This is a genomic window from Nocardia amikacinitolerans, from assembly GCF_900215415.1.
In the GTDB taxonomy this organism is placed as follows: Bacteria; Actinomycetota; Actinomycetes; order Mycobacteriales; family Mycobacteriaceae; genus Nocardia; species Nocardia amikacinitolerans.
This window is the reverse complement of record NZ_OBEG01000001.1, coordinates 122,874-148,690: the sequence shown is the minus strand read 5'-3', so window position 1 is coordinate 148,690 and position 25,817 is coordinate 122,874. Positions and strand designations below refer to the sequence as shown.

Sequence of the window (25,817 nt, the reverse complement as noted above, 5' to 3'; positions counted from 1 at the left end):
ATGGGAATTCAGCGCGCTGCCGCGCGGAATCTGTTGCGGTAGTCGGTCGGCGTGACGCCCAGTCGTTTGAGGAAGGTGCGCCGCATGGTCTCCTCCGAGCCGAGTCCGCTGCGGCGCGCGACAGTCGCCACGCCATCGTCACCCGCCTCCAGCAGGCGCTGGGCGGTCTCGATCCGCGCCCGCTCCACGTACTGGGCGGGGGTCATGCCGATTTCCTTGCGGAACAACCTGGTCAGGTGACGTTCGCTGACCGCGGCGCGCGCGGCGAGTGCCGCCAGGCTGTGGTCGGCCGAGGGGTCGGCGACGACGGAGTCCACCGCCGCGCGCAGGCCGCCCGCCCGTGGTGTCGCGATGCCGGTGTGCAGGCTGAACTGCGACTGGCCGCCAGGGCGCCGCAGGAAGACCACGAGATGTTTGGCGATCGAGCGCGCCGCCTCGGGCCCGTGATCCTCCTCGACCAGTGCCAGCGCCATGTCGATGCCCGCGCTCACGCCCGCGGAGGTGACGATCCGGCCGTCGCGCACGTAGATCGCGTCCGGCTGCACGGCGACGCGCGGAAACCGTTGCGCCAGTTCGTCACACGCCAGCCAGTGCGTGGTCGCCCGCCGTCCGTCCAGCAGGCCTGCCTCGGCGAGCACGAAAGCGCCGGTGCAGACCGACGCCACGCGGCGCGCGCTCCTCGCGGCGGCGCCGACCGATCGAACCAGGTCCGCGGGCAGCGGAGCACCGACCGCGTAGCCCGGCACGAGCAGGGTGTCGGCGCGCGGGGCGAGTTCGTCGATGGAGCCCTCCACGCCGAGCGGCGCACCCACGTCGGTGCGCGCCGGCGCGCCATCCGGCGAGGCGAACCGGACGCGATGACCCGCCCAGTGCAGAACCTGCACCGGTCCGGCGACGTCGAGCAGCAACACGCCCTCCGCGATCGCCACCACCACATCGCCCCGGTCCTGTTCCATACAGCCAGTCTGGGCGGGGGCGTGCGTGTCCACAAGGACACGTAACCCTCGGATCCGGACCTAGACCGAACCGCTCAGCGATCTACGGCGGCGGGGTTCCTCTGTCGGGCTCGGCGCGGGGCGGTTGACGTTGTGGAAGCCGGGGAGGTGGCGGTCGACGGCGGGGATCATGAGCTGGATCAGCGGGCCGATGCCGAAGGCGTAGACGAGGGTGCCGATGCCGACGCTGCCGCCGAGCAGCCAGCCGGTGGCCAGGACCGTCACCTCGATGGTGGTGCGGATCGCTCGGACGGACCAGCCGGTGCGGCGGACCAGGCCAGTCATCAGGCCATCGCGCGGACCGGGCCCCATGCCCGCGCCGATGTAGAGGACGGTGGCGGCGGCGTTGAGCACGACGGCCGCGAGCATCGCGGCGACGCGTACCGGCAGCGAATCCCAGGTGGGCAGCAGCCACAGGCCGACGTCCACCGACAACCCGATCACCACGATATTGCTGACCGTGCCGAGTCCGGGACGCTGCCGCAACGGAATCCAAGCGAGCAGGACCACCGCTCCGGTCACCGCGGTCACCGCGCCGAAGCTCAGCGGCACGTGATGGGCGACGCCCTGGTGGAAGACGTCCCACGGGTCGAGCCCGAGCCCGGCGCGCACCATCACCGCCATGGAGAACCCGTACATCCACAATCCGCTGTAGAGCGCGACCAACCGCCGAAGAAGCATTGGCCAAGCATGACGATCACTGGCCTGGCACAACAGAGCCAGTCGCCAACAACTGGCCCACTGCGCGGCGCGCACAACCAGTCCACCAGTTCCCGGAACAGAACCGTGCGCCACACGGATGCACTTCACACCCGCGCGGGTGGGCCAACGTCGGGCGGTAGCGTCGGGAGGATGAGCAGCCTGGAGGTGGCAGTCGTCGGATACGGCCTGGCCGGTGCGGTGTTCCACGCGCCGCTGATCGCCGCGGAACCGCGGATGCGGGTGGCGGCGGTGGTCACCGGGTCGGCGGAGCGCGCCGAGCAGGCCCGTCGCGCGCACGACGGGGTGCGGGTCTTTCCCGACGTCGACACGCTGTTCGAGGACATCCGCGGCATCGACCTGGTGGTCGTCGCGACGCCCAACCGCACCCACGCGCCGCTGGCCGCGCGGGCGTTGGACGCGGGGATTCCGGTGGTGGTGGACAAGCCGTTCGCGGTCACCGTCGGCGAGGCCGAGGAGGTGGTGGCGCACGCCGAACGGGCGGGCGTCGCGCTGTCGGTCTTCCAGAATCGGCGCTGGGACGGTGATTTCCGGACCGTCCGCGAGCTGGTCGAGGGCGGCGGGCTCGGCGCGGTGCGGCGCTTCGAGTCCCGGTTCGAGCGATGGCGTCCGGTGTCGAAGGGCGGCTGGCGGGAGGTCGGCAGCGCCGCCGACGGCGCGGGACTGCTCTTCGATCTCGGCAGTCACCTGGTCGACCAGGCGCTGACGCTGTTCGGCCCGGTCCACTCGGTGTACGGCGAGCTGGACCGTCGACGTCCCGGCATCCAGACCGACGACGACGTCTTCCTCGCACTGACCCACGAGAACGGCGTCCGCTCGCACCTGTGGATGAGCGCGGTTGCGCCGCAACTCGGTCCGCGCTTCCGGGTACTCGGCGCCGACGCCGGATACGTCACCTACGGTCTCGACCCGCAGGAAGACGCGTTGCGCGCCGGCCGCGACCCGCGCGAAGACGACTGGGGGACGGTCGAACCCGAGCGGTGGGGATGGCTCGGCGCCGAACCGGATCTCGCGCCGCATCCGACGCTGCCGGGCGACTACCCGGCCTTCTACGCCGAGATGGCCGCCGCGATCCTGGACGGCACGCCGGTCCCGGTCGACCCCCGCGACGCCGTCGCGGCGCTTCGGGTGCTCACGGCGGCGCGCCGATCGGCCGAGTCCGGGACCGCCCAACGCGTCTGAAGTCCGCAGGGGATTCGTCCCCGGTGCGGTTCCGGCGCGCGACCGATAGGGTGCGGCGGTGAACACCGCCGAACTGGTCGACCGCGGCGCCTCCATCGCGGATCGACTCACCACCACGCAGACCCCACCGCCTTGGCAATTGGTAGTCCTCACGGGGGTGGCGGCGCTGGTGCTCGTCGGCTACGGCCCGTTGTGGCGGATCACCCGCAACGTGGTCACCATCGCGCACGAGGGCGGGCACGCGTTGAGCGCGCTGCTCACCGGCCGCAGGCTCAACAGCATCACCCTGCACTCCGACACCTCGGGACTGACCGTCTCCAGCGGAAAACCCTACGGCCCCGGCATGATTCTCACCGCCATGGCGGGCTATCCCGCGCCGCCGCTGCTCGGATTGGGTTTCGCGGCGCTGCTCGGCGCGGAGCGCATCACGCTGATGCTGTGGACGTCCATCGCGCTGCTGGCCGCCGTGCTGATCAAGGTCCGCAACATCTACGGGCTTTTCACGGTCTTCGCGCTGGGCGCGACGGTCTTCGCGGTGTCGTGGTTCGGCACCGATACGGCGCAGGCCGCGTTCGCCTATCTCGCCGCGTGGTTCCTGCTGCTCGCCGGTCTGCGTCCGGTCATCGAGATGCAGCGCGGGCGGGTGCACCGCTGGCGACAGCCGGGCAACGTCGACTCCGATGCCGATCAGCTGGCCCGGCTGACCCACCTTCCCGGGCTGCTGTGGGTGCTGTTCTTCGCGGCGGTCGCGATCGCCGCGCTGGTCGTTGGCGGCGGGCTGATGCTGTCGGACGCGACGGGGGTCTGTCTTCCGGTGGTGTCGGGCGAGTGTGCGCCGCCCGGCGTGCGCTAGGAGGGGCAGCTGTCCAGGACGGCGATCGTCTCCCGGACCAGGTCCGCGGGCGGGCGGGTGGCGTCGACGACGATGCCGCGCTCGTCGCTGCCGAGCGGTTCCAACGCGGCGAGCTGGGAGTCGAGCAGGCTCGGCGGCATGAAATGGTCGCGGCGCGTGGACATCCGCCGGGCCAGCTCGTCGCGGGTCGCCGTCAGGTGCAGGAACAGAACGTCAGGTGCGGCCGCCCGCAACCGATCCCGATAGCCGCGCTTCAGTGCCGAGCAGCTGACGACGCCGCCCCGGACCGACTGCGCAGCCAGCCAGGCGGCGATGCGGTCCAGCCACGGCGCGCGGTCGGCGTCGGTGAGCGGTTCGCCCGCCCTCATCTTGGCGACGTTGGCGGGCGGGTGGAAGTCGTCGCCCTCGGCGAACTCGACCCGCAACGCGCGCGCGAGCCGGTCCCCGACGGTCGACTTGCCGGATCCGGAGACGCCCATGACGACGACGCGCGGGGCTCGGGCTTCGGTCACGGATGTCCTCCTCGACGACGCGGCGGCTCGCAGCCGACCCTAGCGGCATCGGCCACTCGCGGCGTCCGCGGTCCGAGGCGCGCACCCGCGGTCGCCGCACCGTTCGGTTTCGCCGGGTGGCGGTCGGTAGCCTTTCGATGTTCGACCATTCGAAGGGAACCGACTTCGCGATGCAACCGCTCGGCATGGACGATCCGCGACGGATCGGCGACTACCGGCTTCTCGGCGTGCTCGGCGCTGGCGGAATGGGTCGGGTCTATCTCGGGCGCAACGTGGGCGGACGCACCGTCGCGGTAAAAGTGATCCGACCGGATCTGGCGGGCGGCAACGAATTCCGCACCAGGTTCCGGCGCGAGGTCATGGCGGCGCGCCGCGTCGGCGGACGATTCACCGCACCGGTGCTCGACGCCGACGTCGACGCCGACCCGCCCTGGCTGGCGACCGGCTACGTCGCGGGGTTCGCGCTGTCGGAGGCGGTGGAACGGTTCGGCACTTTCACCGAGCCCACCCTGCTGGTGCTCGCCCGCGGCCTGGCCGAAGCGCTGATCGCGGTGCACGAGGCCGGGGTGGTGCACCGCGATCTGAAGCCGTCCAACGTGCTGCTCGCCGTGGACGGACCGAAGGTGATCGATTTCGGCATCGCGCGCGCCGTCGAGGACACCGCGCTCACCACTACCGGAAAGGTCATCGGCTCACCGGGTTTCATGTGTCCGGAGCAGGTGACCGGCGAAACGGTCGGTCCGGCGAGCGACGTCTTCGCGCTCGGCGGCGTGCTGGCGTTCGCGGCCGCAGGACACGGGCCGTTCGGTACGGGCGAGACGATGCACATGCTGTGGCGCATCGTGTACGAGGATCCGCAGTTGGACGCCGTGCCCGATCGGCTACGCCCGCTCGTCGCGTCCTGCCTCGCGAAAGATCCCGTCGCTCGGCCGACACCGCGGCAGCTGCTTGACGAGTTGGCCGCGCTCGGTGTGCCAGAGCGGGCCGGATGGTTGCCTCCTCCGGTGCTGGAGGAGGTGAGTGTGCGCGCGGTGCGGTTGCTCGATTTGGATTCCGGGCCGGTGGAGTTGGACGGGTGGTCGCAGACGGCGCGGTCGCTCGAGGGCGGGCATCCAGTCACGCCTCCGTCTGGGTATCCAACCCGCGCCGGACACGCTGACACGAGTACGCCTCGGCAGCAAGGCTTTACACCCTCCGGTGGGTCGTCGGCCGCTCCCGCGCGGTGGCAGCATCCGGAAACGCCTGCGCCGCAGTGGCAACCCATGGATTCGTCCCCGGCTCGGCCGACGGCTGCACCGTCTGCGCACAGCGCACCGAATATCCCAGGGGCCCACGCGGGGTCACACCAAGCGTGGCAGCACGCCGCGTCGCGGCCGGGGCCCACTACCGGGCAGAACGGCGCTCCCGACCGGCTTTACCCGGTAGCGAATTCGGCGGGCGGGCGAGTTCGCCGCCGTGGACCGCTGCTCGCCGGACTGTTGGTGGTGTGCGTGGTGGTCGCGATCGGCGCGTTCGTCATCGGCAGTCAGCTGCGCGGAGCCTCCGGCACGGGCGGTGGCGGGACATCCACCGTCGCGGGCGGTTCCACCGAGGCGGTTGCCTCCGTGTCGAATGTGCCCAAGGCTTTCGTCGGCACTTGGCGCGGCACCGGCGCGGACGGCCTGGTGACGTTCGATATCGAATTGACCGTCCGGGAAGGGAAAGTCGGCGAAGAGATAGCCACCTCGGCGAACACCGGCAAGGTGTCCCGGCAGCGCTGCGGGCGGATCGAGCGACTCACCGCCGCCACCGAGAATCAGCTCACGTTCATCGCGCGGCTCAGCGCCGACAGCCCGACCGACTGCGCCGACGGCGGCTCCACCTCGACGGTGCGGTTGCAAGCGGACGGTTCCCTGTCCTACAGCACGCCAGGTGTATTCGGCGGAACCATCGCGGGCACGCTGCACAAGGGCTGACCCGCTCCGGCCGGCTGTTTCGGTTAGGCTTGGCCCGCTCCAACCGGCGCTTCTCCCGATCGACCGCGTAAACGATCGATTGCGCACGGGTGCTTGGTCTTTCGACCCGCACGGACGCACGGACGCACGGACGCACGGACGCACGGACGCACGGACGCACGGACGCACGGACGCACGGACGCACGGACGCACGGACGCACGGACGCACGGACGAGCATCTGCACCGACCAACGACCCGACACCGACGAACAACCAGTACCGACGCTCGACCCAGCACCGACGGAGGCATGGATGAATTCGCCGAGCACGCGTCTCGTGGACCGGAGTGTTCCCCTGCGCGCCTTGGTGTCCGCGCTCGCCCTCGTCGCCGCGTTGGTGGCGGGCATGCCCGCACCGCCCGCCGCGCGCGCCTTCACACTCGACACCGCCTGCGGCACACCGCTGTCCGCCGCCGCGATCGACACCATCATCGAGCTCTCCGACACGAGCGCGCTGACCGGCACGTCCCTGCAACGGCTGGAACAGGCGGTCGACAACCATCAACGTATCGCCGAGATCCTCGTCGAGCACCGGGACCGGCGCGGACTGCTCGCGCTGGGACTCGACGTCGTCGAGCGGTCCGCGGTGATGCCGCTGCAACGCGACCCCGCCGCCTTCGACGATCGCGAGTGGGCGCACAACATCAGCCTCGACCTGCTGTCCCGCTTCCTGCGCGCCGTGCACGCCGAATTCACCGGCGCCGCAGCCGAACCCCAGTGGGCGCACTACTTCGCGCTGACCAAGCAGTGCCACCTGTCCGCGGCCCGGGTGGCGATGGCGGGCTACAACGCCCACCTCACCGTCGACCTCTCCCGCTCCGTAGCGGCGGTGCGCGGCACCATCGCCAACGCGCCCGACTACTTCCGCATCGTCGACGCGATCGCGAGCAACGGCTTCCTCATCGTCGACGCCACCAAGGCGACCTACGGCGGCGACCTCGGCCCCCTCTGGCGCTTCTACTTCCTCGGCGAAGGTCTCGACGCCGCGCTCGGCGCGGGCGTAGCCACGGTTCCCCTGCTCCGCCTCGCCGACGCCGGCGCCAACGTGGTCATCTTCGGCAACGGCCTCGCACTCCAAGACCCCGCCCTCGCCCCCACCGTCCGCGCCGAAATGGATCTCCTCTGGCGCACCGCCGACACCGCTTTCGAGGTCCTCGCGGCCCTCGGCGGACTCTGACCCCGAAGGCGTCGCGGGAGCCAGCCGATTACTGCGACGGAGCCCTGACCGGCACGGGCTCCCAGAGCCGAAGCGCGCCCGGATCGGAGGCGAACTCGTCGGCATGCGACAGCGCGCGTCCCTCGGTGAGATCCAGTTCGAACGACTCGGGTGCGGCCCCGGTCAGGGCCGAAACCATCTGGCGCGCAGTCTGCTTGATGGCGGACTTCTCCGTGACCAAGGTCCAGCGGTCCAAAGCGGGAACATGCACGATCCAGCGAACGCCGCAGCAGTGCACCTTGACCAGATAGCTGCGCATGAGTCCTCCTCGACCACCGGGCTACTTGGCTGGCAGCACCCGGCGCCGGGGCATCTCACCCGGCGCCGGGTGCTTACACAGGGACGTTAGGCACCGTGCGGGCCGAAAGACCAGAAGTGTGCACCAGTTTGCATGGATCCGCTTTTCGCTGGACAGAGCGCTCCGGTTGATGGATCGTGAAGCACGCACGGGAAGACTCGTGCACACAACTCGGCAGGGGGTCGACACAAATGCGCCTGGAGTTCCTCGGCAAAGGCGGATCGGACAGCGGGGGTTGTCCGACTTTGTTCGCGACGGACCAAGAGTCCTACCTCGTACAGGGATGGCAGACGAGCCGGGCGGGCACCGTCGAAATCCCGCACCTGTTGACGGGATTCGCGCAGCCGGACACGTTCATCGGTGCGACGATGACCGACACCGGGCGCGGCACGTTCATCCTGTCCGGCCGGCCGGTCACGGAACCCGAGACGTTGGCTCAACTCGTCCTCGCCGAGGACGAGACGGCCATCGAGGTGCCCAAGCTGGGAAGGACGTTCTACGGTGCGACTGCGGCCCAAGGATGAACCGGAGCTGTGGCAGAAGCTGTTCCGCGAGCTGGAGCGGGACGCGTTCCATCTAGAGGTCCGGGACTCGTACGCGGTGCCCAACGAGTCCGAGCGATTGCGCCGGTTCCTCGCGGGTGAGCCTCCACTGGACCCGCGTACTCCGTGGCAGGACCTGATGCGGGAGACGACCGGTCGTGGCGTCTCGGTGAGCCGGGTGCGAGTGGTCACCGTCCCGCATTCGGACTATCAGCGTTGGCTGTTGTCGGTGACAGTCCACAATGTCGCTGCGGGAGAGGACATTCGGTACCTCCCCCGGCACCTCGCCGGAGAGGTGCCGCCGGACGACTGGTGGCTGATGGATGACGAACGCGTTGTCTACAACCTGACGGATGCGGCAGGGGCGCCGGCCGGTCTCGGCGAAACCACCGATCCGCGGATCGTCGAGTACTGCCGAAGTGTGCGACAGCGACTGTGGGCGTCAGCAATTCCGTACGCGGAGTATGCCAACCGGTGACCAACAGCGTTCACGACGCGCGGGAAGCTCTCGGGGCACGGCTTCGGGAGCTTCGCCGTAAGGCGGGGCTCACCAACCGGCACCTCGCGCACCTCTCCGGCTGGCACGAGTCCAAGGTGTCGAAGATCGAGTTCGGTCGAATCAACCCGTCCGACGAGGACATCCGCGCATACTGCCGACACTGCGACGCCGATGAACAATTGCCGGATCTGCTGGCCACCCTGCACGACATCGACGTCGCCTACCTCGAGTGGCGCAAGATTCTCGGTGCGGGAACCAGGCGGCGACAGCACGCCGCGGTGAAGATGGCCGAGGAGTCGGAGATCTTGCGGATCTTTCAGCCGAACATCGTTCCCGGCATCTTGCAGACCGCGGAGTACGCCGAACAGGTATTACGCAAGTACATCGACTTCTTCCGGGTACCGGATGATCTCGACGCGGGTGTCGCCAAACGCCTCGAGCGACAGCAACTCCTCTACAAGGGAAGCCGACGGTTCCACATCCTCGTCGCCGAGCAAGCCTTGTCGACCACGGTCGGTGACGATTCGGTGATGATCGGCCAGCTGGACCGGCTCCTCGCGATCATCGGCCTGCCTCGTGTGCTGCTCGGCGTCATCCCGGCCGATGCGGAATTGCCCATGCAGGTCACGAATTTCGTCATGTTCGACGAGCGGATGGTGTTGGTGGAGTCGGTTACCGCCGAGTTGACGATCACGCCACCGCGTGAGGTCGCGATCTACGGCCGGATGTTCGGCGAGCTGGCCGCCCTGTCGGTGACCGGCGACGGGGCGCGGCGGCTGATCCGCGCCGCCTTGGAAAGGCGACAGGCCAGGCCCGAGGCGAAGTAGGGTCAAGGTGAATGGACTCGATTCGGTTGGTCGTGGTCGATGATCACGGCGACCCGGGCGGACAGGGAGCAACGAGCGATGGGACCTGTGCGAACGAATCGACGGGCGGCGATCTGTGCTGCGTTGCTCGCCCTGGCGGCGGTGAGCGGGTGCGGCGGGGAGCGCTCCGACACCGAGCGGGAGTCTTCGCCGGTCGTGACGACAACCGTGGCGAGCAGTCCGTCGGGGGTGCCCGATCTCGCCGCCTTCGAGGAAGTGGCGCAGGGGATCGAGGTGCCGTGGGGGCTGGCGTTTCTGCCGGATGGCGCCGCACTGGTCGCCGAGCGCGACACCGCGAAGATCGTGCGGGTGGTCCCCGGCCGGGCGCCGGAAGCGGTGTACACGGTGCCCGGCGTCGTCGCACGCGGGGAGGGCGGTCTGCTCGGCCTCGCGGTGTCGCCGCGATACGCCGAGGACGGTCATGTCTACGCCTACTTCACCGCCGAAGCAGACAACCGGATCGTGCGCTTCCGGCTCGACGGCGCACCGGAGGTCGTCTTCGACGGAATCGCGAAGGCGGGCAACCACAATGGTGGACGGATCGCGTTCGGCCCCGACGGCATGCTGTATGTCGGGACCGGGGACGCGGGGCGCAGCGCGCTGTCGCAGGATCCGGCCTCGCCGAACGGCAAGATCCTGCGCCTCACGCCCGAAGGCGAACCGGCGCCGGGCAATCCGAATTCGGGCTCGCCGGTCTACAGCCTCGGCCACCGCAACGTGCAGGGCCTCGCCTGGGATCGTGCGGGACGGTTGTTCGCCGCCGAGTTCGGCCAGAACCGCTTGGACGAGATCAACCTCATCGAACCGAACCGCAACTACGGCTGGCCCGCGGTGGAGGGCGGTGGCGGCGCCGGCCGCGGCTACGTCGATCCCGTCGTCACCTGGACCACGGCGGAGGCGTCCCCGTCCGGTATCGCGATCGCGGGCGACACGCTCTACGCCGCCGCGCTCCGCGGCGAAAGACTGTGGACCGTACCGCTGGTGAACGGCGCGGTCGGCGAGCCGCGCGCGATGTTCGAGGAGCGCTACGGCCGCCTGCGCACCGTCGAGGTCGCCGCGGACGGCGCGCTGTGGATGACCACCTCGAACACCGATGGGCGCGGTGACGTGCGGCAGGGTGACGACCGCATCCTCCGGTTCCCCGCCCGTTGAGCTTCACGTTGCGCCCCAGCTAACCGGTCGCCGCTAGTCGTTGCCCGGCAACGGAATTCGCAAACCCTCCGCGTCCGCCACCGATCGAGCCCGCTCGTACCCGGCGTCCACATGCCGCAGCACACCCATCGCCGGATCGTTCGTGAGCACCCGCTCGAGCTTTTGCCCGGCCAGTTCGGTGCCGTCCGCGACGCACACCTGCCCGGCGTGGATCGACCGGCCGATCCCGACGCCGCCGCCGTGGTGGATGGACACCCAGCTGGCTCCGGACGCGGTGTTCACCAGCGCGTTCAGCAGCGGCCAGTCGGCGATGGCGTCGGAACCGTCGGCCATCGCCTCGGTTTCGCGATAGGGCGAGGCGACGCTGCCCGCATCGAGATGATCGCGCCCGATCACGATCGGCGCGCGCAACTCGCCTGCGGCCACCATCTCGTTGAACCGCGAACCCGCACGGTGCCGTTCGCCGTAGCCGAGCCAGCAGATCCGCGCGGGCAGCCCTTGGAACGCGACGCGTTCACCGGCCATGCCGATCCACCGGCGCAGGGATTCGTTGTGCGGGAACAACTCCAGGATCGCGCGATCGGTGGCGGCGATGTCGGCGGGATCGCCGGAGAGCGCGGCCCAACGGAACGGCCCCTTGCCCGCGCAGAAGAGCGGCCGAATGTAGGCGGGCACGAAGCCCGGGTAGTCGAAAGCCCTGGCGCAGCCACCGAGCAGCGCCTCGCCGCGCAGTGAGTTGCCGTAGTCGAAGACCTCCGCGCCGCGGTCGAGGAAGCCGACCATGGCGTCCACGTGTTCGGCCATGGATTCCCTTGCGCGCTCGGTGAATTCGTCCGGCTTGCGAGCCGCGTACCCGGGCCAGTCGGCCAGCTCGACACCGCGGGGCAGGTAGGACAGCGGATCGTGCGCCGAGGTCTGGTCGGTGACGATGTCCGCGGGCAGATCCGCCGCGGCCAGTCGCGGCAGCACCTCTGCGGCGTTCCCGATCAGCCCGACCGACAAGGCCTTTCGCTGCGACCGCGCCGCCGTCACCCGGCGGATCGCGTCGTCGACATCGTCCGCGATCTCGTCCAGGTAGCGGTCCTTCAGTCGCCGCCGCGCCCGCGCCGGATCGCATTCGACGATCAACGCCGCGCCGCCGTTCATGGTGACCGCCAGCGGTTGCGCACCACCCATTCCGCCGAGGCCGGCGCTGAGCGTCAGCGTGCCGGCGAGCGTGCCGCCGAACCGCTTGTCGGCGATGGCGGCGAAGGTCTCGTAGGTGCCCTGCAAGATGCCCTGGGTACCGATGTAGATCCAGGAACCGGCCGTCATCTGGCCGTACATGGTCAGTCCGAGCGCCTCGAGCCTGCGGAACTCCGGCCAGGTCGCCCAGTCCCCCACCAGGTTCGAGTTCGCGATCAGCACCCGGGGCGCCCACTCGTGTGTGCGCAGCACGCCGACCGGCTTGCCCGACTGGACCAGCAATGTCTCGTCGGGCGCGAGGGTGGTCAGGGTGCGGGTGATGGCATCGAAACTGGCCCAGTCCCTGGCCGCTTTTCCGGTGCCGCCGTAGACGACCAGGTCCTGCGGGCGTTCGGCGACCTCGGGGTCGAGGTTGTTGTGCAGCATGCGCAGCGCGGCCTCGGTCTGCCACGTGCGGGCCGTCAGGCGGGTGCCGCGCGCGGCCCGCACGGTCGGGTGCTCCGTTGTCATGACTACCTCCGTTCGCCGGACGCCGGGTCCTCGGCCACCTGCGGGGCGACCGCCCGCAAGAGCGCACCGTCGCGGATCAGGTCCGCGGCGGCCGCGATCTCGGGGGCCATGTGCCGGTCCGGACCCGGCCCCTCGACCCTGGTGCGCAACAGCGCGACCGCGGCGGCGGTGGCGGGCGCAGGGCGCAGCGGGGCGCGCAGATCGAGGGCGCGGGCCGCGGTGAGGTACTCGACGGCGAGGACGGTGGTCAGCCCGCTCACCGCGGCGCGCAGTTTGCGTCCGGCCGACCAGCCCATCGACACGTGGTCCTCCTGCATGGCGCTGCTCGGGATGGAATCGACCGAGGCGGGGACCGCGATCCGCTTCAGTTCGGCGACCACGGCCGCCTGGGTGTACTGGGCGATCATGTGCCCGGAGTCGACGCCGGGGTCCGCTGCGAGGAACGCCGGAAGTCCGTGGGAGCGAGCGACATCCAGCATGCGATCGGTGCGGCGTTCGGCCATGCTCGCGACGTCGGCGATCGGGATGGCCAGGAAGTCGAGCACGTAGGCCAGCGGCGCGCCGTGGAAATTGCCGTTGGATTCCAGGCGGCCGTCGGCGAGCACGACCGGATTGTCGATGGTGGCGGCGAGCTCTCGGTCGGCCACCGTCTCCGCGTGCGCGACGGTGTCGCGGGCCGCGCCGTGCACCTGTGGCGCGCAGCGCAGCGAGTAGGCGTCCTGGACCCGATGGCATTCGCGGTGACTGGCCACGATCTCGGAACCGGCGAGCGCGGCTCGCATGCGCGCCGCCGCGTACGCCTGACCCGGATGGGGGCGCAGCGCTTGCAGGTCGCCCGCGAAGACGCGATCGGTGCCGAGCAGCGCCTCCACGCTCATGGCGGCGGTGATGTCGGCGACGTCGAGCAGCCGGTGCAGGTCGGCGAGGGCGAGCACCAGCATGCCGAGCATGCCGTCGGTGCCGTTGGTGAGGGCGAGCCCTTCCTTCTCCGCCAGAATGACGGGCGTTATTCCGTTGTCGTGCAACGCCTTTTCCGCGTCGACCACGTTTCCCGCGGCGTCGGTCACGGTGCCTTCGCCCATGAGCGCGAGCGCGACAGCGGCCAGCGGCGCCAGATCGCCGGAGCAGCCGAGCGAGCCGAACTCGTGCACCACGGGGGTGATGCCCGCGTTGAGCAGGGCGGCCAGCGTGCGCGCGGTCTCCGGGTGGGCCCCGGTGTAGCCGGAGGCGAGAGTGCGCAGCCGCAACACCATCTGCGCGCGCACCACCTCCCGTTCGACCGCGTCGCCCGCACCCGCCGCGTGGGAGCGGATGAGCGACCGCTGCAACGCGGCGCGGCGCGACGGCGGGATGTGGCGAATCGCCAGCGCGCCGAATCCGGTGGAGACGCCGTAGGTAGCGGTCGATGCTTCCGCCAAGGCGTCGACGTGCTGACGGGCGGCGATCAGCCGCCGCTCGGCGGCCGCGCTCAGGCTCACCCTGGCGCCGCCGCGCGCGACCGCGACGACCTGCGCCCTGGTCAGCGGCCCGTCGATCGCCACGGTCGGCTGCTGCGCGATATCCGGCATGGCTTCCATTCCACAACCGCGACGGCCGGTGGAGAATGAGGCCACGCCGGATTCGGTCTGATATCCCAGACAAGCCGAGGAGGCACCGTGGGCGCGAGCAGCGACATCCCCGCACTGCGGCGCGGGCTCGCGGTGCTTCGGCTACTCGCGGGCAGACCAGGTCCGGTGTCGGCGGCCGCCATCGCCCGCGAGCTCGGGCTGCCCCGCTCGTCCACCTATCACCTGCTCGCCGAGCTGACCCAGGCCCGCTTCGTCACGCACCTGCCCGCCGAGCGCCGCTACGGTCTCGGCATCGCCGCGTTCGAGCTCGGCGCCGCCTATCTCCGGCACGATCCACTAGAGCGCCTCGCCGGGCCGCTGCTGCGCGAACTCGTCGAGCAGGTCGGCCACAACGCGCACCTTGGCGTGTTGCACGGCAACGAATTGCTGTACCTCGTCAAGGAGCGACCGGCGCGACCGGAAACCCTGGTCACCGACGTCGGCGTCCGGCTGCCCGCGCACCTGACCGCCTCGGGTCGCGCCATCCTCGCGCACCTGCCCGCCGCGCACGTGCGCGCCCTCTTCCCCACCGTCGCGTCCTTCGTGACCCGCACCGACCGCGGTCCCGCCGGTCTCGCCGCGTTGCGCCGCGTCCTCGCCGAGGAACGCCGACGCGGCTGGGCCTGCGAAGACGGCCACGTCACCCCCGGCTTCGCCTCCGTCGCCTATCCCGTCTTCGACCACGACCACCACCCCATCGCCGCCATCAGCGTCACCCTCCGGCACCACTGCGCCCAGCAACCCTGCGACGCCGACTGGACCGCGCTGGCCGCCCGCGTCCGCGCCACCGCCGACACCCTCACCGTCCGAATCGGCGGCCGCACCGAATAGTCCGCATCACCGTCGGCCGCGGAGGACCGTCGGCACGATCGTCGCGAAGAGCGCCAGCGTCTCGCGGACGAATTCACCTCGGGGGCAACCGAGTTCGCGCAGCGCGGAACCGTGGTCGTGGGCGACGACGAGGGTCGCTCCGACCAGCACGGTCCACCAGAAGGCGCGAACGACGACGCGGGTCGGCAGACGCGCGTCCGCGAACGCCGCGCGGAGCCGCTGGGTGTGGAAGGGCACGTGCCGACGTTCGTCGTCGAGGATCAGCGTGGCGACACGGGTGGTGAGCGGATCGTCGGTTCCGTCGCGCAGCGCCCGGTAGTACTGCAACGCGACGACTTCGGCGACCATCAGCACCATCAGTTCGAGGCGCAGCCCCAGCGCGCGGCGCAACCGCACGAACACGGCGTCGGTCCAGTGGTGCTGGATGGTCGGTCGGCCTGCCGCACGAAGCAGGTGAGCGAGAAGTCGGGCGTGGTTGCGTTCCTCGTCGACGAACAACCGGACCGCCGCGGTATAGACCGGATCACCTGCGCGTTCCGCCTTCGCGACGAGGTCCGCGCCGTCGCCGCTCTCGCCGACCTGGAAGCGCTGCACACTGCGCACGATCGCCGGATGCAGGCGGGCGCCGCGAGTCCAATCCGGATCGCCCGCCGCCGCTCTCGCGCGCGCCTTGGCCTCGAATTCCCCTACCCACCGGACGAATTCGATCGTTGCGAGCTGTTCGATCACCATGCAGGCCACCCTAGGAACGAGTTGCGTCGGTTCCCGGGTGAGCCGGTGGAGATTTCGTGTGGATGCCGGCCGTCACGGCTTGCGGCCGACACCGCCCCACGCCGAGGCGCCGCGCACGCCCTCGGCGGCGTCGTCGGTGCGCCAGTGGTTGATCGGCACGACGCCGGGTTCGACGAGCTCCAGGCCGTCGAAGATGCCGGTGATCTCGGCGGAGCTGCGCGGGATGTACGGCACCCCACCGGTTTTGGCGTAGTTCTCGCACATTCGCACGTACGCCTTGTCGTCGGTGGCTCCGTCGTAGAGCGCGAGGTAGCTGCCCGAGGGCACACCGTCCATCATGGTATTCACCACGCGCCGCACCTGGTCGTAGCTGCGCGCGTGCCCGAGCACGCCGATGTACATGATCGCGATCGGCTTGCCGAAGTTCAGCACGTGGCGCGCGTCGGCCAGGATCATCTCTGGGTCGTTGAAATCGGCCTCCAGATAGGTGGTCACGCCCTCGTCGGTGGTGTTGACCAGCAGCGCCCTGGCGTGCGCGAGGACGAGCGGATCGTTGTCCACGTAGACGATTCGGGAGTCTGGGGCGGCGGACTGCGCGACCTCGTGCGTGTTCTGCATGGTCGGTAGTCCGGTGCCGATGTCGAGGAACTGCCGAACGCCCGCTTCCGCCGCCAGATACCGCACCACCCGGATCAGGAACTGCCTCGACTGCATGGCCAGTGTCTTGATCTCGGGGTACCCGGCGACAGCGGCTTCGCCGGCTAGCCGATCCGCCTCGTAGTAGTCGCGGCCACCCAGCCAGTAGTTCCAGATTCGCGCCGAATGCGGGACATCGGTACGGATGGGGCGCTTGTCTGCCATGGTGGCTCCTGAGCAAAAACGGCTGCGTCGCGGTGACTGTACAGCCGATCGTGTTGCGGTATCCGATGGTTCGCTGATGTGGCGCTGGGAACGGTGATCACGGGCAGCTCGGCAAGGGTCGCTGGAAAATATCCGGCGGGCGCGGCCGGGCGTGTCACGACTCGAGGACGGCGCGCGCGGCATTGTGTCCGGGGATGCCGCTGACGCCGCCGCCGCGCACCGCGCCCGCGCCGCACAGGAAGACGTTGCGCACCCCGGTCGCGACGCCCCAGCGCGCGGCGGGATCGGTCACGTCGTCGTCCAAGCGATAGGGAAAAGCCAAATCGCGGTGGAAGATATGACCGCCGGGCAGTCCCACCTCGCGCTCCAGATCGAGCGGGGACTTCACCTCCAGGCAGGGCGCGCCGGCGGCGTCCCGCGCCAAGCAATCCGCGATGGGCTCGGCCAGCACCCGATCCAGTTGCGCGAGCAACCCTTTCGCGGCGGCGGCTCGGGCGGCATCCGGGTCTTCCTGGAAAAGCCGTGCGGGAGTGTGTAATCCGAAGAGGGTCAGGGTGTGCATGCCGCGGGCCACGGCGTCGACGGACAGGATCGACGGGTCGGTCAGGGTATGGCAGTAGATCTCCGACGGCGGCGCCGACGGGATCCGCCCGGCCTCCGCTTCGCGATAGGACTGCTCCAGTCGCGCATACGATTCGGCGATGTGGAAGGTACCGGCGAAGGCCTCGGCGGGATCGACCGCGGTGTCCCGTAGTCGCGGAAGCCGCCGCAGCACCATGTTCACCTTCATTTGGGAGCCTTCGGGTTTCGGCTCCTCGGGCGTGCCGAGCAGGCGTGACAGCTCGTGCGGCGCGGCGTTCACCAGAACGTGCCGCGCGCCGACCACACCACCCTCGTAGCGCACCTCCGCGGCGACGCCGTCGCTGTCGACGCCGGTCACCGCGCAGTCCGTGACCAGTTCCGCCCCCGCGGCGCGCGCCGCGTCCGCCAGCGCGTCGGTGAGTGCGCCCATACCGCCCACCGGCACATCCCAGTCGCCGGTGCCGCCGCCGATCACGTGGTAGAGGAAGCAGCGGTTCTGCCGCAGCGAGGGGTCGTGCGCGTGGGTGAAGGTGCCGATCAGCGCGTCGGTGAACACCACACCGCGCACGGTGTCGTCGGCGAAGGTCGCCTCGATCGTCTCGCCGAGCGGCCGTTCGAAGATCGCGTCCCACAGCGCGTCGTCCGCGACGACGCCCCGCAGCTCGGTACGGGTCGGCAACGGTTCGGTCAGGGTGGGAAAAACCCGCCGCGCCATCCGTCCGGTGCTCGCGTAGAACCGCTGCCACGCGGTGAAATCACGGTCCGAGCCGGTGAGGCGTTCGAAGCTCGCCCTGGTGCGCGCCTCGGATCCGGTGTCGACGAGCAGCCCGCCGTCGCCCACCGGCGTGTACGAGGAGATCCGCCTGCGCCGGGTCCGGAACCGGAGGTCCAGGTCGCGCACGATGCTCGCGGGCAGCAGGCTGACCAGGTACGAATACCGGGAAACCCGAGCGTCGACGCCGGGGAACAGGCGTTCCGACACCGCCGCGCCGCCCGTGTGCGACTGCCGCTCGAGCAGCAGCACCGAGCGGCCCGCCCGCGCCAGATACGCGGCGGCGACCAAGCCGTTGTGGCCGCCGCCGACGACGACGACATCGTAGGAAGAGCGCGTCGGTGTCATCCGTCCTCGATACCACGGCCGCGCCGCGTGCGGGCGCGACGACGCGCCGTCGGGCCTCCTCGCCGACGCCCCGATCCCGGCCGGTGTGCCGCTCTCCGCCGGTGCCGATTCGGTCGAGCACAGCGTCGCCCAGCGGGAGACTAACAGGCCATACCGACAACTTCGCCGATGCCGAAACCGACTGTGGGACAGAGGTTGTCGCTATTCACAAGATCGAAAATCGACGCCGGAACCTGTCGGTGGGTTCGCGTAGGTTTTCGGTCATGAAGAGAAGCGGGAGGGAACGCGATGGACTCGGGTGACCGCGAATGGGAGCGGGCGGCGGTGGTGCAGACGCTGCCCGTCGTCGCGCCGCGCAAACTGGCCAAGGTGCCCTTCGTCGAGATGGCGGACGGGCGGTTGCAGGGCGTGGTGTCGAGCGGATCGGATATCGCGCGGGTGTACGTCTCGTCGGTGTCGGCGAAGACGCACGGACTCAGCTGTAGCACCAACAACAATCGGCCGTGCGGCGGGCTGCGCGGAGCCTATCCGTGCAAGCACATCGACGCGCTGCTCGACGAGGCGGTCGTGCAGTACGGCGCCGAACAGGTCGCCCGCTATCTGGGGGTGGAGATCACCGACGGTACGAGCCTGCGTGCCGCGCTGAACTGCACGCACGAACCCGCGCCCGCCGCCGTCGTATTCAGCCGCTTCCTGCGCCATCTCGCGTATCTGGAGCTGCCGGGCGGCACCGCGCCGATCCCGGAGTTGCAGTGGTTTCCCGCGACGGGGGTGAGCCGCTGATGCTCGGCGTACATGTGGCCGAACTGCTCGAGCCGCCGCCCGGAGTGGCGGAAGCGCTCGATGTGGTGACCGGATTCGACACCGCGCTGGTCCACGGATTCGCGCGGCTCACCGACGAACACACCGCGGCACTGGCGAACCTCAACGCCGCGCTCGGCGGATCCCCGCTCGGACCGGCGATCGCCGAGGCGGTCGGGAAACTCGGCGCGGGCTCCATCGGCCCCGAGGAGCTGTCGGCGCTGGCAGGCGGGCGCGCCGCATTGCTCGGCGCCGTCCACGACGCCCTGCTGGACCGGGTGGACACCGCGCTGGGGCGCGAACGTGCCGCGTGGGAGCAGCCGGAGCCGCCGCACACACCGCACAACCTGGCGGCGGGCAGCCGCTCCTGGTTGCAGGAGGTCGCCATCACCGGATGGCGCGGCGTCGACCACGACCTCGTCTCGGCCGCCGACCAGACGGTCGAAGCGCTGCTCGCCGAACCGGCCCTGCGCAGGCTCGCGGTCCTGCTCGACGGTCTGACGGCCGAGCTGCGCGCGGGCTCGCCGGTGGCGACACTGGACCGGCTGCCCGCCCGGCGCTGGGCGGACCTGTGGGCGCGTGCGCTGCTGTTGTCCTGGCGCACAGGCGGTTTCGCCGAGACTACGGCGGTCTCGGGGCGGCTGCTTCCGCTGGGCGTCGACGTGCACGAGCACGGCACGGCGGTGCAGGTTCAGCTGTACGCGCTGCTGGAGACGGCGGGCGGCCGGACGCGACGGGTGCGGGTCAGCATTGCCGCAGCCAAGGTCGACACGATCGTCGGCCCCGCGATCTGGCAGCTGTTCACCGAGCACCCGCAGCTGCTCAAAGCGATCGCCGAGCGGCTGAGCCTCGATATCGACGGCATGCCGATGACCGCGGCAGGCGACCTGATCTGGCACGACGAGTCGGCTCGCCTCGGCGCGAGCGCCGATCCATTCGCCACGGCCCGCGTCGGCCTGGCCGGCGCGCTGGCCCCGGCCACTCCCCCGCTGGATCGCGATCCCGTGCACCTGGCCGAACCGGTGCTGGTGGAGGGCTACAAGGTCAAAGATGGCGCCATCGAGCTGGACGGGCACCGCCTCACCCTCGAACTGGACCGGCTGCCGACCTGCGGCCCGCTGACACCCGCCGCGGTCAACGGCTCCTCGACCTGCCTCGGCCTGCTGCGCTGGGACGCCGGGCGGTGGTCGCTGCGCCCGTTCGCGGTGCGCAAGAAGACCAAAGGCGTCGAGGTCGACGTGCACGGCGGCGACTGGGCCTGCGGCGTGACGGACCCGAAAGCGGCCAAATCGCAAGCGAAGTCGGGCGACGCGGTCGCGGTGCTCAGGGAACGAGCGGGACGGCTGCTGAGAAAATGACCCACAGCAACGAGACTCGACGGCAGATCCTCTACTGGCGGCTGCTCGCGGGCATTTTCGACAGCGAGGCGCAGCCCGCGCTGGAGACATCGAGCGTCGCGGTCGTCGACGACCTCGGCCTCCCGGCGGCGCTGCTCGACCCCGGTGTCTCGATCGACAACGTGGTGCAACGCTTTCCCGAGCTGGCGAACGAGTTCGACGGACTCGGCGCACACGTGCGGGCGGCCGAATCGACGGAGACCGCCAAGGAATCGGCCGGGCAGAACGCGGACGAGACCCCGGCGGGAACCGATGCCGATTCGGCCATCGGCTCCGGCGAGGTGCGTTCGGCCGCCTTGTTCTCCAAGCTGTTGCTGAACGTCTTCGCGACCGGCGGCGGCACTGTCAGCGCGACCCAGCTGGCGGGCTGGCAGCGCGATGCGGGCTGGTTGCGGCGCATGCTCGGCGAGGACTGCGGCGCGGAGGTGCGCACCGTGCTCGGCGACCTCGAGGCCGACCTGGTCTCGCGGATGCGGCTGCGCGAGGTGCTCGCCGATCCCGCGCTCTCGGCCCAGCTGACGCCGAGCATGTCGCTGATCGAACAGCTGCTGCGCGACAAGACGAATCTGTCCGGCGTCGCGCTGGCAAACGCCAAGTCGCTCATCCGTCGTTACGTCGATCAGGTCGCGGAGGTGCTGCGCACCCAGGTGCAGCAGACCACCGCGGGCACCGTCGACCGCTCGGTGCCGCCGAAGCGCATCCTGCGCAATCTGGATGTGGACCGGACGATCTGGAAGAACCTCACCAACTGGAATCCGGACGACGAGCGCCTCTACGTGGATCGGCTGTTCTATCGGCAGACCGCCAAGCGCACCGTGCCCGCCAGGATGATCGTGGTGGTCGACCAGTCCGGTTCGATGGTCGACTCGATGGTGAACTGCACCATCCTCGCCTCGATCTTCGCCGGACTGCCCAAGGTCGACGTGCACCTCATCGCCTACGACACCCGTGCCATCGACCTGACGCCGTGGGTGCACGACCCGTTCGAGGTCCTGCTGCGCACCAACCTCGGTGGCGGCAACGACGGCCCCGTCGCCATGGCGATGGCCCAGCCGAAGATCGTCGACCCGACCAACACCGTGCTGGTGTGGATTTCGGACTTCTACGAGTTCGACCGTTCCCAGCCGCTGTACGAGAGCATGCAGGCTGTGCACCGCAACGGTGTGAAGCTCATCCCCGTCGGCTCGGTGAACAGCTCCGGGCAGCAGAGCGTGAATCCCTGGTTCCGGGAACGCTTCAAGGCCATGGGCACCCCGGTGATCTCGGGCCGCATCCAGAAACTCGTGTTCGAACTCAAGAACTTTCTCGACTAGGAGACCTCGCAACCATGACCGACACTGCGCTGCGCGCCCCCGCCGAAATCAAGTACGCCGAGGAGCTGGACTGGCTCGAGTCGATCGACGACGGCCCCAAGCCGTTCGCCTGGCGGCTGAGCCCGAAGATGGTGCGGCTGTTCATCCTCGGCTCCGAGCGCGCCGACGGACTGGACCGCCAGATCGATCAGAAGTGGTTCGGCGACCGCAGTTTCGTCGAGCGCAGCATCGTCACGCTGGCCTCCGACCGAGGACTGCTGCTGATCGGTGATCCCGGTACCGGCAAGAGCTGGCTGGCCGAGCTGCTCTCCGCGGCCATCAGCCGCAACTCCACGCTCGTCGTGCAGGGCACAGCGGGCACCACCGAGGACCACATCAAGTACTCGTGGAACATCTCCATGGTCATCGCCAAGGGGCAGTCGAGGGAGTCGATGATCCCGTCGCCGATCATGACCGCGATGGAGCAGGGCGTGATCGGCCGCTTCGAGGAGCTGACCCGCTCGACCAGCGACGTGCAGGACGCGCTCATCTCGATCCTGTCCGAGAAGTACGTCTCCATCCCGGAACTCGACGACGACAACGTCGTGTTCGCCAAGCCGGGCTTCTCCATCATCGCCACCGCCAACAGTCGCGACCGCGGCGTGAACGACCTCTCCTCGGCGCTCAAGCGGCGCTTCAACTTCGTGCGCATCCCGGTCGTGACCAACAAGCGCAGCGAGGCCGAGATCGTGCGCTTCCGCACCGCCGAGCTGCTGCGCAGGCACCAGATCGAGCTGGAGCTGCCGCCCACGCTGCTCGACATCCTGCTCGACAGCTTCGCCGATCTTCGCTCCGCGGCCGCCGCCGCGACCAGCGACGACGAGAAGCTGGAGTCGGCGCTGTCGACCGCAGAACAGATCGGCGTGCTGGAGGACGCGATCCTGCACAGCCAGTTCTTCGGCGACCGCACGCTGCGCGCGGAGACCCTCGCGGGGTCGCTGGTCGGCTCGCTGGCCCGGCGGGCTCCGGAGGACCTGGCGATCCTCAACAAGTTCTGGCACGGCGTGGTGGAACCGCGCAGCAAGGACGCGGGCGGGGACTGGTCGCAGTTCCTCGAGGGCGGCCGTGCCGCGATCGCGAGGCTCTCGTGACCGGTCCGTTCGGCGCGCTGCGCGAGCAATTGGCCACGGCCGCGGAACGATTCGCGGCCGAACCGGGCGCGGTCGCGGAGATCCTCGCGGGCATCGTCGACGACGTCGATCGCGCGCTCGCGGTCGAGCTCGAGATCTTCCCGGTCTGCCACCATTCGCCCGCCTCGGCTCTGGCGATGGTGCGGCGGCTGCACGAGAAGCGGCCCAAGGTCGTCTACCTGGAGCTGTGCGAGGATCTGCGGCCGATCCTGGACGAGCTGCGCAATTGCAGGCTGCCGGTGGCGGTGCAGGCGTGGGCCGGCGAACTCGACGGGTTCCCGGCCGCGTGGGCGCCGCTGTCGGTGGTCGCCCCGATCACCGAGGCGTCGGCGGAATACCAGGCCATCGCCTACGCGCTCGACACCCCCGGCGTCGAGCTCGTGCTCGTCGACCGCTCCAGCGACCACGTGTTCCAGTGGGCGCCGGACCGCGACGCACCGAAGGGCGACGCGACCGCCGAGGAAGCGCCCGAGCCCGCCGAGGGTGGTGCTCTGCACGGGGACGCGGTCGGCATCGAAATCGGCGATCTGCGACCGCGCTTCGCCGAACTCGAGGAGCACCTGCTGCACCACGGCAAGGTGCGGCACTGGTCGGAGTGGTGGGACCAGTACGTCGAGCAACCGCTGGCAGGCGCCGACTACGACACCTACCGCCAGGTCATGGTGCTCATCGGCAGCCTGTTCCGTCGCCTGCGCCGCACCGGCGGCGAGGAGGACGAGAACCGCGAGCGCTACATGTGGACGCGGATGCGCGAACACTTGGACGCGACCGGCGCCGACCCGGCCGACTGCCTGTACGTGTGCGGGGCGTTCCACGCGGCCAGCCACGTCGAGCAGTTCGGGCTGCCCGCCGACATGGCGCCCTACGAGATCACGCCGCGATCGAAAACCACCTGGCAGTACGGGCTGATCCCGTCCAGCCACTCGGCCATCGAGGAGCAGTTCGGGCTGGCATCGGGGTCGGTATCGATCGCGGCGGCGACCTGGTCGAAGGGACTTCGGCGCGGCGGCGTGAAGCCGTTCCAGCTCGCGGGCCAGAAATCCGCGAGTAAGAAGACGAGCAAGCGCACCCCGCCCGTGGTGACGGCCGCCGCCGTGACCGACCAGCTGTCGGGGTTCCTGTCCACGCCGCCGCGACTGGACTCGCTCGACGAGGCCGAGCTGCTCGACTGGTCGGTCGACATCGTCCGGCTGGCCCGGCGCAACGGCTATCTGGCCAGCACCGCCGACGCCATCGCGGTGTTCGAGACCTCGATCCTGTTGGCGGGCATGCGCAATCGCGCCCGCCCGACGCCGTACGACTTCCAGGACGCGGCGATCACCTGCATCGAGAAAGACCACGTACCGGGTCGCCGTGATGTGCGCAGGCTGTGCGAGATCCTGCTCGGCGGTGACCGCATCGGTCAGGTGGGCTACGCGGCGCTGCCGCCGCTCGCCCGCGACGTGCTCGACCGGCTCGCGCCGCTGGGGATCGATACCGGCAAGCGCACGGTGCAGCGTTCGCTGCTGGATCTGCGCGCCGACCCGCACCTGCGGCCGTGCTCGGATCTGCTGTGGATCCTGCGCAGGCTGCTGCCCTCGGACGCGGTGCGGCCGATCATGGGATCGCGGGCGCTCGGCGAGACCTCCATTCAGGAGAGCTGGGATCTGGCGCTCGGCAAGCACCAACGCGCGCTTGTCGAACTCGGCTACGAGGGCGTGACCATCGAGCAGGTCCTCGAGCAGCGGCTGCGCATGGCGGTGTCCGCCGCGGACGCCACGGCCGCGGTGGCGCTGGCGGCGGTGGAAGACGCCCTGGTGTACCTGAACTCGCCGCGCTTGGCCGACGAGCTGGGTCACCGCGCCGTCGAACTGCTCGCCGCCGAACGGTCGGTGGACGACGCGCCCGAGGTGCTGCGCCGAATCAGGCTGCTGCTCAACTACTTCCGGTCGACCGCGGACGGGCTTCCCGAGTGGTGCGGCCGGTTCGTCACCGCGGGCTACGCGCACTACTGCACGCTGCTGCCGACCGCGTTCACCGACGAGAACACCGGCGTGCGGCCGGTCGCGGCCATGCTCGGCTTCCTGTTCGGCATGGAGAACCTGGCGCTTTCGCTCGGCTGCGACCACACCCAGCTCGAACTCGCGGTGTTGCAGTCGCATCCTGAGGCGCCCGCGAAGGTCGCGCTGCTGTGGGCGACGCGCATGCAACTCGGTCTGCTGACGCTGCCGGAACTGCGCACCCGCTGCGACGAGATGCTGGCCAACCCGCTCGTGGTTCCCGCCTTCCCGCACTACCTGAGCGGGTTCGTGCAAGCCATGGATCCGGTGCCGTCGCTGAAACCCTTTGTGGTGGAGCTGCTCTCGAAGGCGTTCGGCCGCCTGCCGGACAGTGTGCTGCTGCCCTGGCTGCCGAAACTGATCACCACCCTGCGCGGCCAGGCCGGTGAACTGATTCCGGCGCTCACCAGGGAGGCCGGTCGCACCTTCCCGTCCGGCCTCGCGGCGGTGGACCGCTGGACACCGCCGTGGACGGACACACCGCAGCCGACCGCCGGACCCGCCGTCGCGGTGGCGGGCGGACCGGTCGCCGATCTGCTGTTCGCCCATCCGGCGAGCTGCGACGCGCTGGCCACGCTGCTCGGCCACGGCGGCGAGTGGCAGCGCCCGGCCGCGGCACCGCACGCCGAGGTCGCCGCGCTGGTGGCCAGGCACCCCGCTGCGGCGGCGGCGCTGGCCTCGCTGGTGCCGACGGCTGCTGGCTGATTCACCCGGAAGACCGCGGCGGCGGACTCGCTCCGCCGCGCCGAACCCCTCGGCGCGGCGGAGCTTTCGCGCCTCGGCTCGCAACCCATCAGGACGTGGCACGTACGCCGCTCGACGCCGCGGTCCGGCCGTAAGCC

The 25,817-nt window shown here is 70.1% G+C and carries 23 protein-coding genes; 14 read left to right on the top strand and 9 right to left on the bottom strand.

Annotated features, from left to right (window positions below):
- Nucleotides 1-8: 8 nt before the first annotated feature.
- Both CRP45_RS00750 and yczE read right to left on the bottom strand, forming a co-directional pair.
- Nucleotides 9-956, bottom strand: a complete 948-nt coding sequence (locus CRP45_RS00750; RefSeq protein ID WP_097244475.1) for a GlxA family transcriptional regulator — start codon at nt 954-956, stop codon at nt 9-11.
- A 60-nt stretch (nt 957-1,016) separates the two neighbouring features.
- Entirely contained in the window at nt 1,017-1,676 is a 660-nt protein-coding gene (yczE, locus tag CRP45_RS00745) for a membrane protein YczE (RefSeq protein ID WP_245909798.1), read from the bottom strand.
- A gap of 171 nt (nt 1,677-1,847) precedes the next feature.
- Here yczE and CRP45_RS00740 point away from each other — a divergent pair, with 171 nt between their 5' ends.
- Both CRP45_RS00740 and CRP45_RS00735 read left to right on the top strand, forming a co-directional pair.
- A complete protein-coding gene (locus CRP45_RS00740; RefSeq protein WP_097243352.1) occupies nt 1,848-2,897 on the top strand; it encodes a Gfo/Idh/MocA family oxidoreductase in 1,050 nt (349 codons plus the stop codon).
- Between the two features lie 58 nt (nt 2,898-2,955).
- Nucleotides 2,956-3,750, top strand: a complete 795-nt coding sequence (locus tag CRP45_RS00735) for a M50 family metallopeptidase (protein ID WP_097243351.1) — start codon at nt 2,956-2,958, stop codon at nt 3,748-3,750.
- Here CRP45_RS00735 and CRP45_RS00730 read toward each other — a convergent pair.
- Nucleotides 3,747-4,229: a gluconokinase gene (locus CRP45_RS00730; RefSeq protein ID WP_067778959.1), complete on the bottom strand. Its 483-nt coding sequence runs from the start codon at nt 4,227-4,229 to the stop codon at nt 3,747-3,749. The two genes, CRP45_RS00735 and CRP45_RS00730, sit on opposite strands and share 4 nt — an antisense overlap.
- A gap of 170 nt (nt 4,230-4,399) precedes the next feature.
- Here CRP45_RS00730 and CRP45_RS00725 point away from each other — a divergent pair, with 170 nt between their 5' ends.
- Both CRP45_RS00725 and CRP45_RS00720 read left to right on the top strand, forming a co-directional pair.
- Nucleotides 4,400-6,217, top strand: coding sequence for a serine/threonine-protein kinase (locus CRP45_RS00725; protein ID WP_245909797.1), 1,818 nt, complete (start codon nt 4,400-4,402; stop codon nt 6,215-6,217).
- 291 nt (nt 6,218-6,508) lie between these two features.
- The gene (locus CRP45_RS00720) at nt 6,509-7,432 is read left to right on the top strand and encodes a DUF5995 family protein (RefSeq protein ID WP_245909795.1); all 924 of its coding nucleotides are present in this window, start codon (nt 6,509-6,511) and stop codon (nt 7,430-7,432) included.
- A gap of 28 nt (nt 7,433-7,460) precedes the next feature.
- On the opposite strand, the gene CRP45_RS00715 is transcribed toward CRP45_RS00720, so the two are convergent.
- Complete coding sequence (locus CRP45_RS00715) at nt 7,461-7,730, bottom strand: hypothetical protein (protein WP_097243350.1); 270 nt, start codon at nt 7,728-7,730, stop codon at nt 7,461-7,463.
- A 284-nt stretch (nt 7,731-8,014) separates the two neighbouring features.
- Here CRP45_RS00715 and CRP45_RS00710 point away from each other — a divergent pair, with 284 nt between their 5' ends.
- The 4 genes from CRP45_RS00710 (at nt 8,015) to CRP45_RS00695 (ending at nt 10,828) form a co-directional block, all read left to right on the top strand.
- Entirely contained in the window at nt 8,015-8,293 is a 279-nt protein-coding gene (locus tag CRP45_RS00710; RefSeq protein WP_245909793.1) for a hypothetical protein, read from the top strand.
- Nucleotides 8,271-8,789 (top strand): DUF6879 family protein, encoded by a 519-nt coding sequence (locus CRP45_RS00705; RefSeq protein WP_245909791.1) that lies wholly within the window; start codon nt 8,271-8,273, stop codon nt 8,787-8,789. Before CRP45_RS00710 ends, CRP45_RS00705 begins: the two co-directional genes overlap by 23 nt.
- A complete protein-coding gene (locus CRP45_RS00700; protein ID WP_097243349.1) occupies nt 8,786-9,637 on the top strand; it encodes a helix-turn-helix domain-containing protein in 852 nt (283 codons plus the stop codon). Before CRP45_RS00705 ends, CRP45_RS00700 begins: the two co-directional genes overlap by 4 nt.
- A gap of 78 nt (nt 9,638-9,715) precedes the next feature.
- Nucleotides 9,716-10,828: a PQQ-dependent sugar dehydrogenase gene (locus tag CRP45_RS00695; protein WP_218841058.1), complete on the top strand. Its 1,113-nt coding sequence runs from the start codon at nt 9,716-9,718 to the stop codon at nt 10,826-10,828.
- Between the two features lie 33 nt (nt 10,829-10,861).
- Here the strand turns inward: CRP45_RS00695 and hutU are convergent, their stop codons facing one another.
- Nucleotides 10,862-12,523 (bottom strand): urocanate hydratase, encoded by a 1,662-nt coding sequence (gene hutU / locus CRP45_RS00690; protein WP_097243347.1) that lies wholly within the window; start codon nt 12,521-12,523, stop codon nt 10,862-10,864.
- Between the two features lie 2 nt (nt 12,524-12,525).
- Nucleotides 12,526-14,091: a histidine ammonia-lyase gene (gene hutH / locus CRP45_RS00685; RefSeq protein ID WP_097244471.1), complete on the bottom strand. Its 1,566-nt coding sequence runs from the start codon at nt 14,089-14,091 to the stop codon at nt 12,526-12,528.
- A gap of 87 nt (nt 14,092-14,178) precedes the next feature.
- Between hutH and CRP45_RS00680 the strand changes: the two genes are divergently transcribed.
- Nucleotides 14,179-14,961, top strand: a complete 783-nt coding sequence (locus tag CRP45_RS00680; protein WP_097243346.1) for an IclR family transcriptional regulator — start codon at nt 14,179-14,181, stop codon at nt 14,959-14,961.
- A gap of 6 nt (nt 14,962-14,967) precedes the next feature.
- Here CRP45_RS00680 and CRP45_RS00675 read toward each other — a convergent pair whose 3' ends face one another.
- The 3 genes from CRP45_RS00675 to CRP45_RS00665 form a co-directional block, all read right to left on the bottom strand.
- Nucleotides 14,968-15,693 carry a ferritin-like domain-containing protein gene (locus CRP45_RS00675; RefSeq protein WP_097243345.1) on the bottom strand — a complete coding sequence of 242 codons (726 nt, stop codon included), beginning with the start codon at nt 15,691-15,693 and terminating at the stop codon, nt 14,968-14,970.
- 72 nt (nt 15,694-15,765) lie between these two features.
- Nucleotides 15,766-16,554 carry an SAM-dependent methyltransferase gene (locus CRP45_RS00670; protein WP_097243344.1) on the bottom strand — a complete coding sequence of 263 codons (789 nt, stop codon included), beginning with the start codon at nt 16,552-16,554 and terminating at the stop codon, nt 15,766-15,768.
- 154 nt (nt 16,555-16,708) lie between these two features.
- Nucleotides 16,709-18,256, bottom strand: a complete 1,548-nt coding sequence (locus CRP45_RS00665) for a phytoene desaturase family protein (protein WP_097243343.1) — start codon at nt 18,254-18,256, stop codon at nt 16,709-16,711.
- A 288-nt stretch (nt 18,257-18,544) separates the two neighbouring features.
- Between CRP45_RS00665 and CRP45_RS00660 the strand changes: the two genes are divergently transcribed.
- From CRP45_RS00660 to CRP45_RS00640, 5 genes are read left to right on the top strand one after another with little or no spacing between them, the layout of a single operon-like run.
- Nucleotides 18,545-19,039 (top strand): hypothetical protein, encoded by a 495-nt coding sequence (locus CRP45_RS00660; RefSeq protein ID WP_097243342.1) that lies wholly within the window; start codon nt 18,545-18,547, stop codon nt 19,037-19,039.
- Nucleotides 19,039-20,415, top strand: a complete 1,377-nt coding sequence (locus CRP45_RS00655; protein ID WP_097244470.1) for a hypothetical protein — start codon at nt 19,039-19,041, stop codon at nt 20,413-20,415. The genes CRP45_RS00660 and CRP45_RS00655 overlap by 1 nt, the downstream gene beginning before the upstream one ends.
- Nucleotides 20,412-21,767 (top strand): VWA domain-containing protein, encoded by a 1,356-nt coding sequence (locus tag CRP45_RS00650; protein ID WP_097243341.1) that lies wholly within the window; start codon nt 20,412-20,414, stop codon nt 21,765-21,767. Before CRP45_RS00655 ends, CRP45_RS00650 begins: the two co-directional genes overlap by 4 nt.
- A gap of 14 nt (nt 21,768-21,781) precedes the next feature.
- Nucleotides 21,782-22,897 (top strand): ATP-binding protein, encoded by a 1,116-nt coding sequence (locus CRP45_RS00645; protein ID WP_067779109.1) that lies wholly within the window; start codon nt 21,782-21,784, stop codon nt 22,895-22,897.
- Entirely contained in the window at nt 22,894-25,680 is a 2,787-nt protein-coding gene (locus tag CRP45_RS00640; protein ID WP_097243340.1) for a DUF5682 family protein, read from the top strand. The genes CRP45_RS00645 and CRP45_RS00640 overlap by 4 nt, the downstream gene beginning before the upstream one ends.
- Nucleotides 25,681-25,817: the final 137 nt, after the last annotated feature.

Bases quoted from the DNA above. Each gene is read 5' to 3' on its own strand.
- CRP45_RS00740 (WP_097243352.1), top strand. From the start codon at position 1,848: ATGAGCAGCCTGGAGGTGGCAGTCGTCGGATACGGCCTGGCCGGTGCG.
- CRP45_RS00725 (WP_245909797.1), top strand. From the start codon at position 4,400: ATGTTCGACCATTCGAAGGGAACCGACTTCGCGATGCAACCGCTCGGC.
- CRP45_RS00715 (WP_097243350.1), bottom strand. From the start codon at position 7,730: ATGCGCAGCTATCTGGTCAAGGTGCACTGCTGCGGCGTTCGCTGGATC.
- CRP45_RS00695 (WP_218841058.1), top strand. From the start codon at position 9,716: ATGGGACCTGTGCGAACGAATCGACGGGCGGCGATCTGTGCTGCGTTG.
- hutU (WP_097243347.1), bottom strand. From the start codon at position 12,523: ATGACAACGGAGCACCCGACCGTGCGGGCCGCGCGCGGCACCCGCCTG.
- yczE (WP_245909798.1), bottom strand. From the start codon at position 1,676: ATGCTTCTTCGGCGGTTGGTCGCGCTCTACAGCGGATTGTGGATGTAC.
- CRP45_RS00720 (WP_245909795.1), top strand. From the start codon at position 6,509: ATGAATTCGCCGAGCACGCGTCTCGTGGACCGGAGTGTTCCCCTGCGC.
- CRP45_RS00655 (WP_097244470.1), top strand. From the start codon at position 19,039: ATGCTCGGCGTACATGTGGCCGAACTGCTCGAGCCGCCGCCCGGAGTG.
- CRP45_RS00660 (WP_097243342.1), top strand. From the start codon at position 18,545: ATGGACTCGGGTGACCGCGAATGGGAGCGGGCGGCGGTGGTGCAGACG.
- CRP45_RS00750 (WP_097244475.1), bottom strand. From the start codon at position 956: ATGGAACAGGACCGGGGCGATGTGGTGGTGGCGATCGCGGAGGGCGTG.
- CRP45_RS00645 (WP_067779109.1), top strand. From the start codon at position 21,782: ATGACCGACACTGCGCTGCGCGCCCCCGCCGAAATCAAGTACGCCGAG.
- hutH (WP_097244471.1), bottom strand. From the start codon at position 14,091: ATGCCGGATATCGCGCAGCAGCCGACCGTGGCGATCGACGGGCCGCTG.
- CRP45_RS00665 (WP_097243343.1), bottom strand. From the start codon at position 18,256: ATGACACCGACGCGCTCTTCCTACGATGTCGTCGTCGTCGGCGGCGGC.
- CRP45_RS00650 (WP_097243341.1), top strand. From the start codon at position 20,412: ATGACCCACAGCAACGAGACTCGACGGCAGATCCTCTACTGGCGGCTG.
- CRP45_RS00670 (WP_097243344.1), bottom strand. From the start codon at position 16,554: ATGGCAGACAAGCGCCCCATCCGTACCGATGTCCCGCATTCGGCGCGA.
- CRP45_RS00675 (WP_097243345.1), bottom strand. From the start codon at position 15,693: ATGGTGATCGAACAGCTCGCAACGATCGAATTCGTCCGGTGGGTAGGG.
- CRP45_RS00730 (WP_067778959.1), bottom strand. From the start codon at position 4,229: ATGGGCGTCTCCGGATCCGGCAAGTCGACCGTCGGGGACCGGCTCGCG.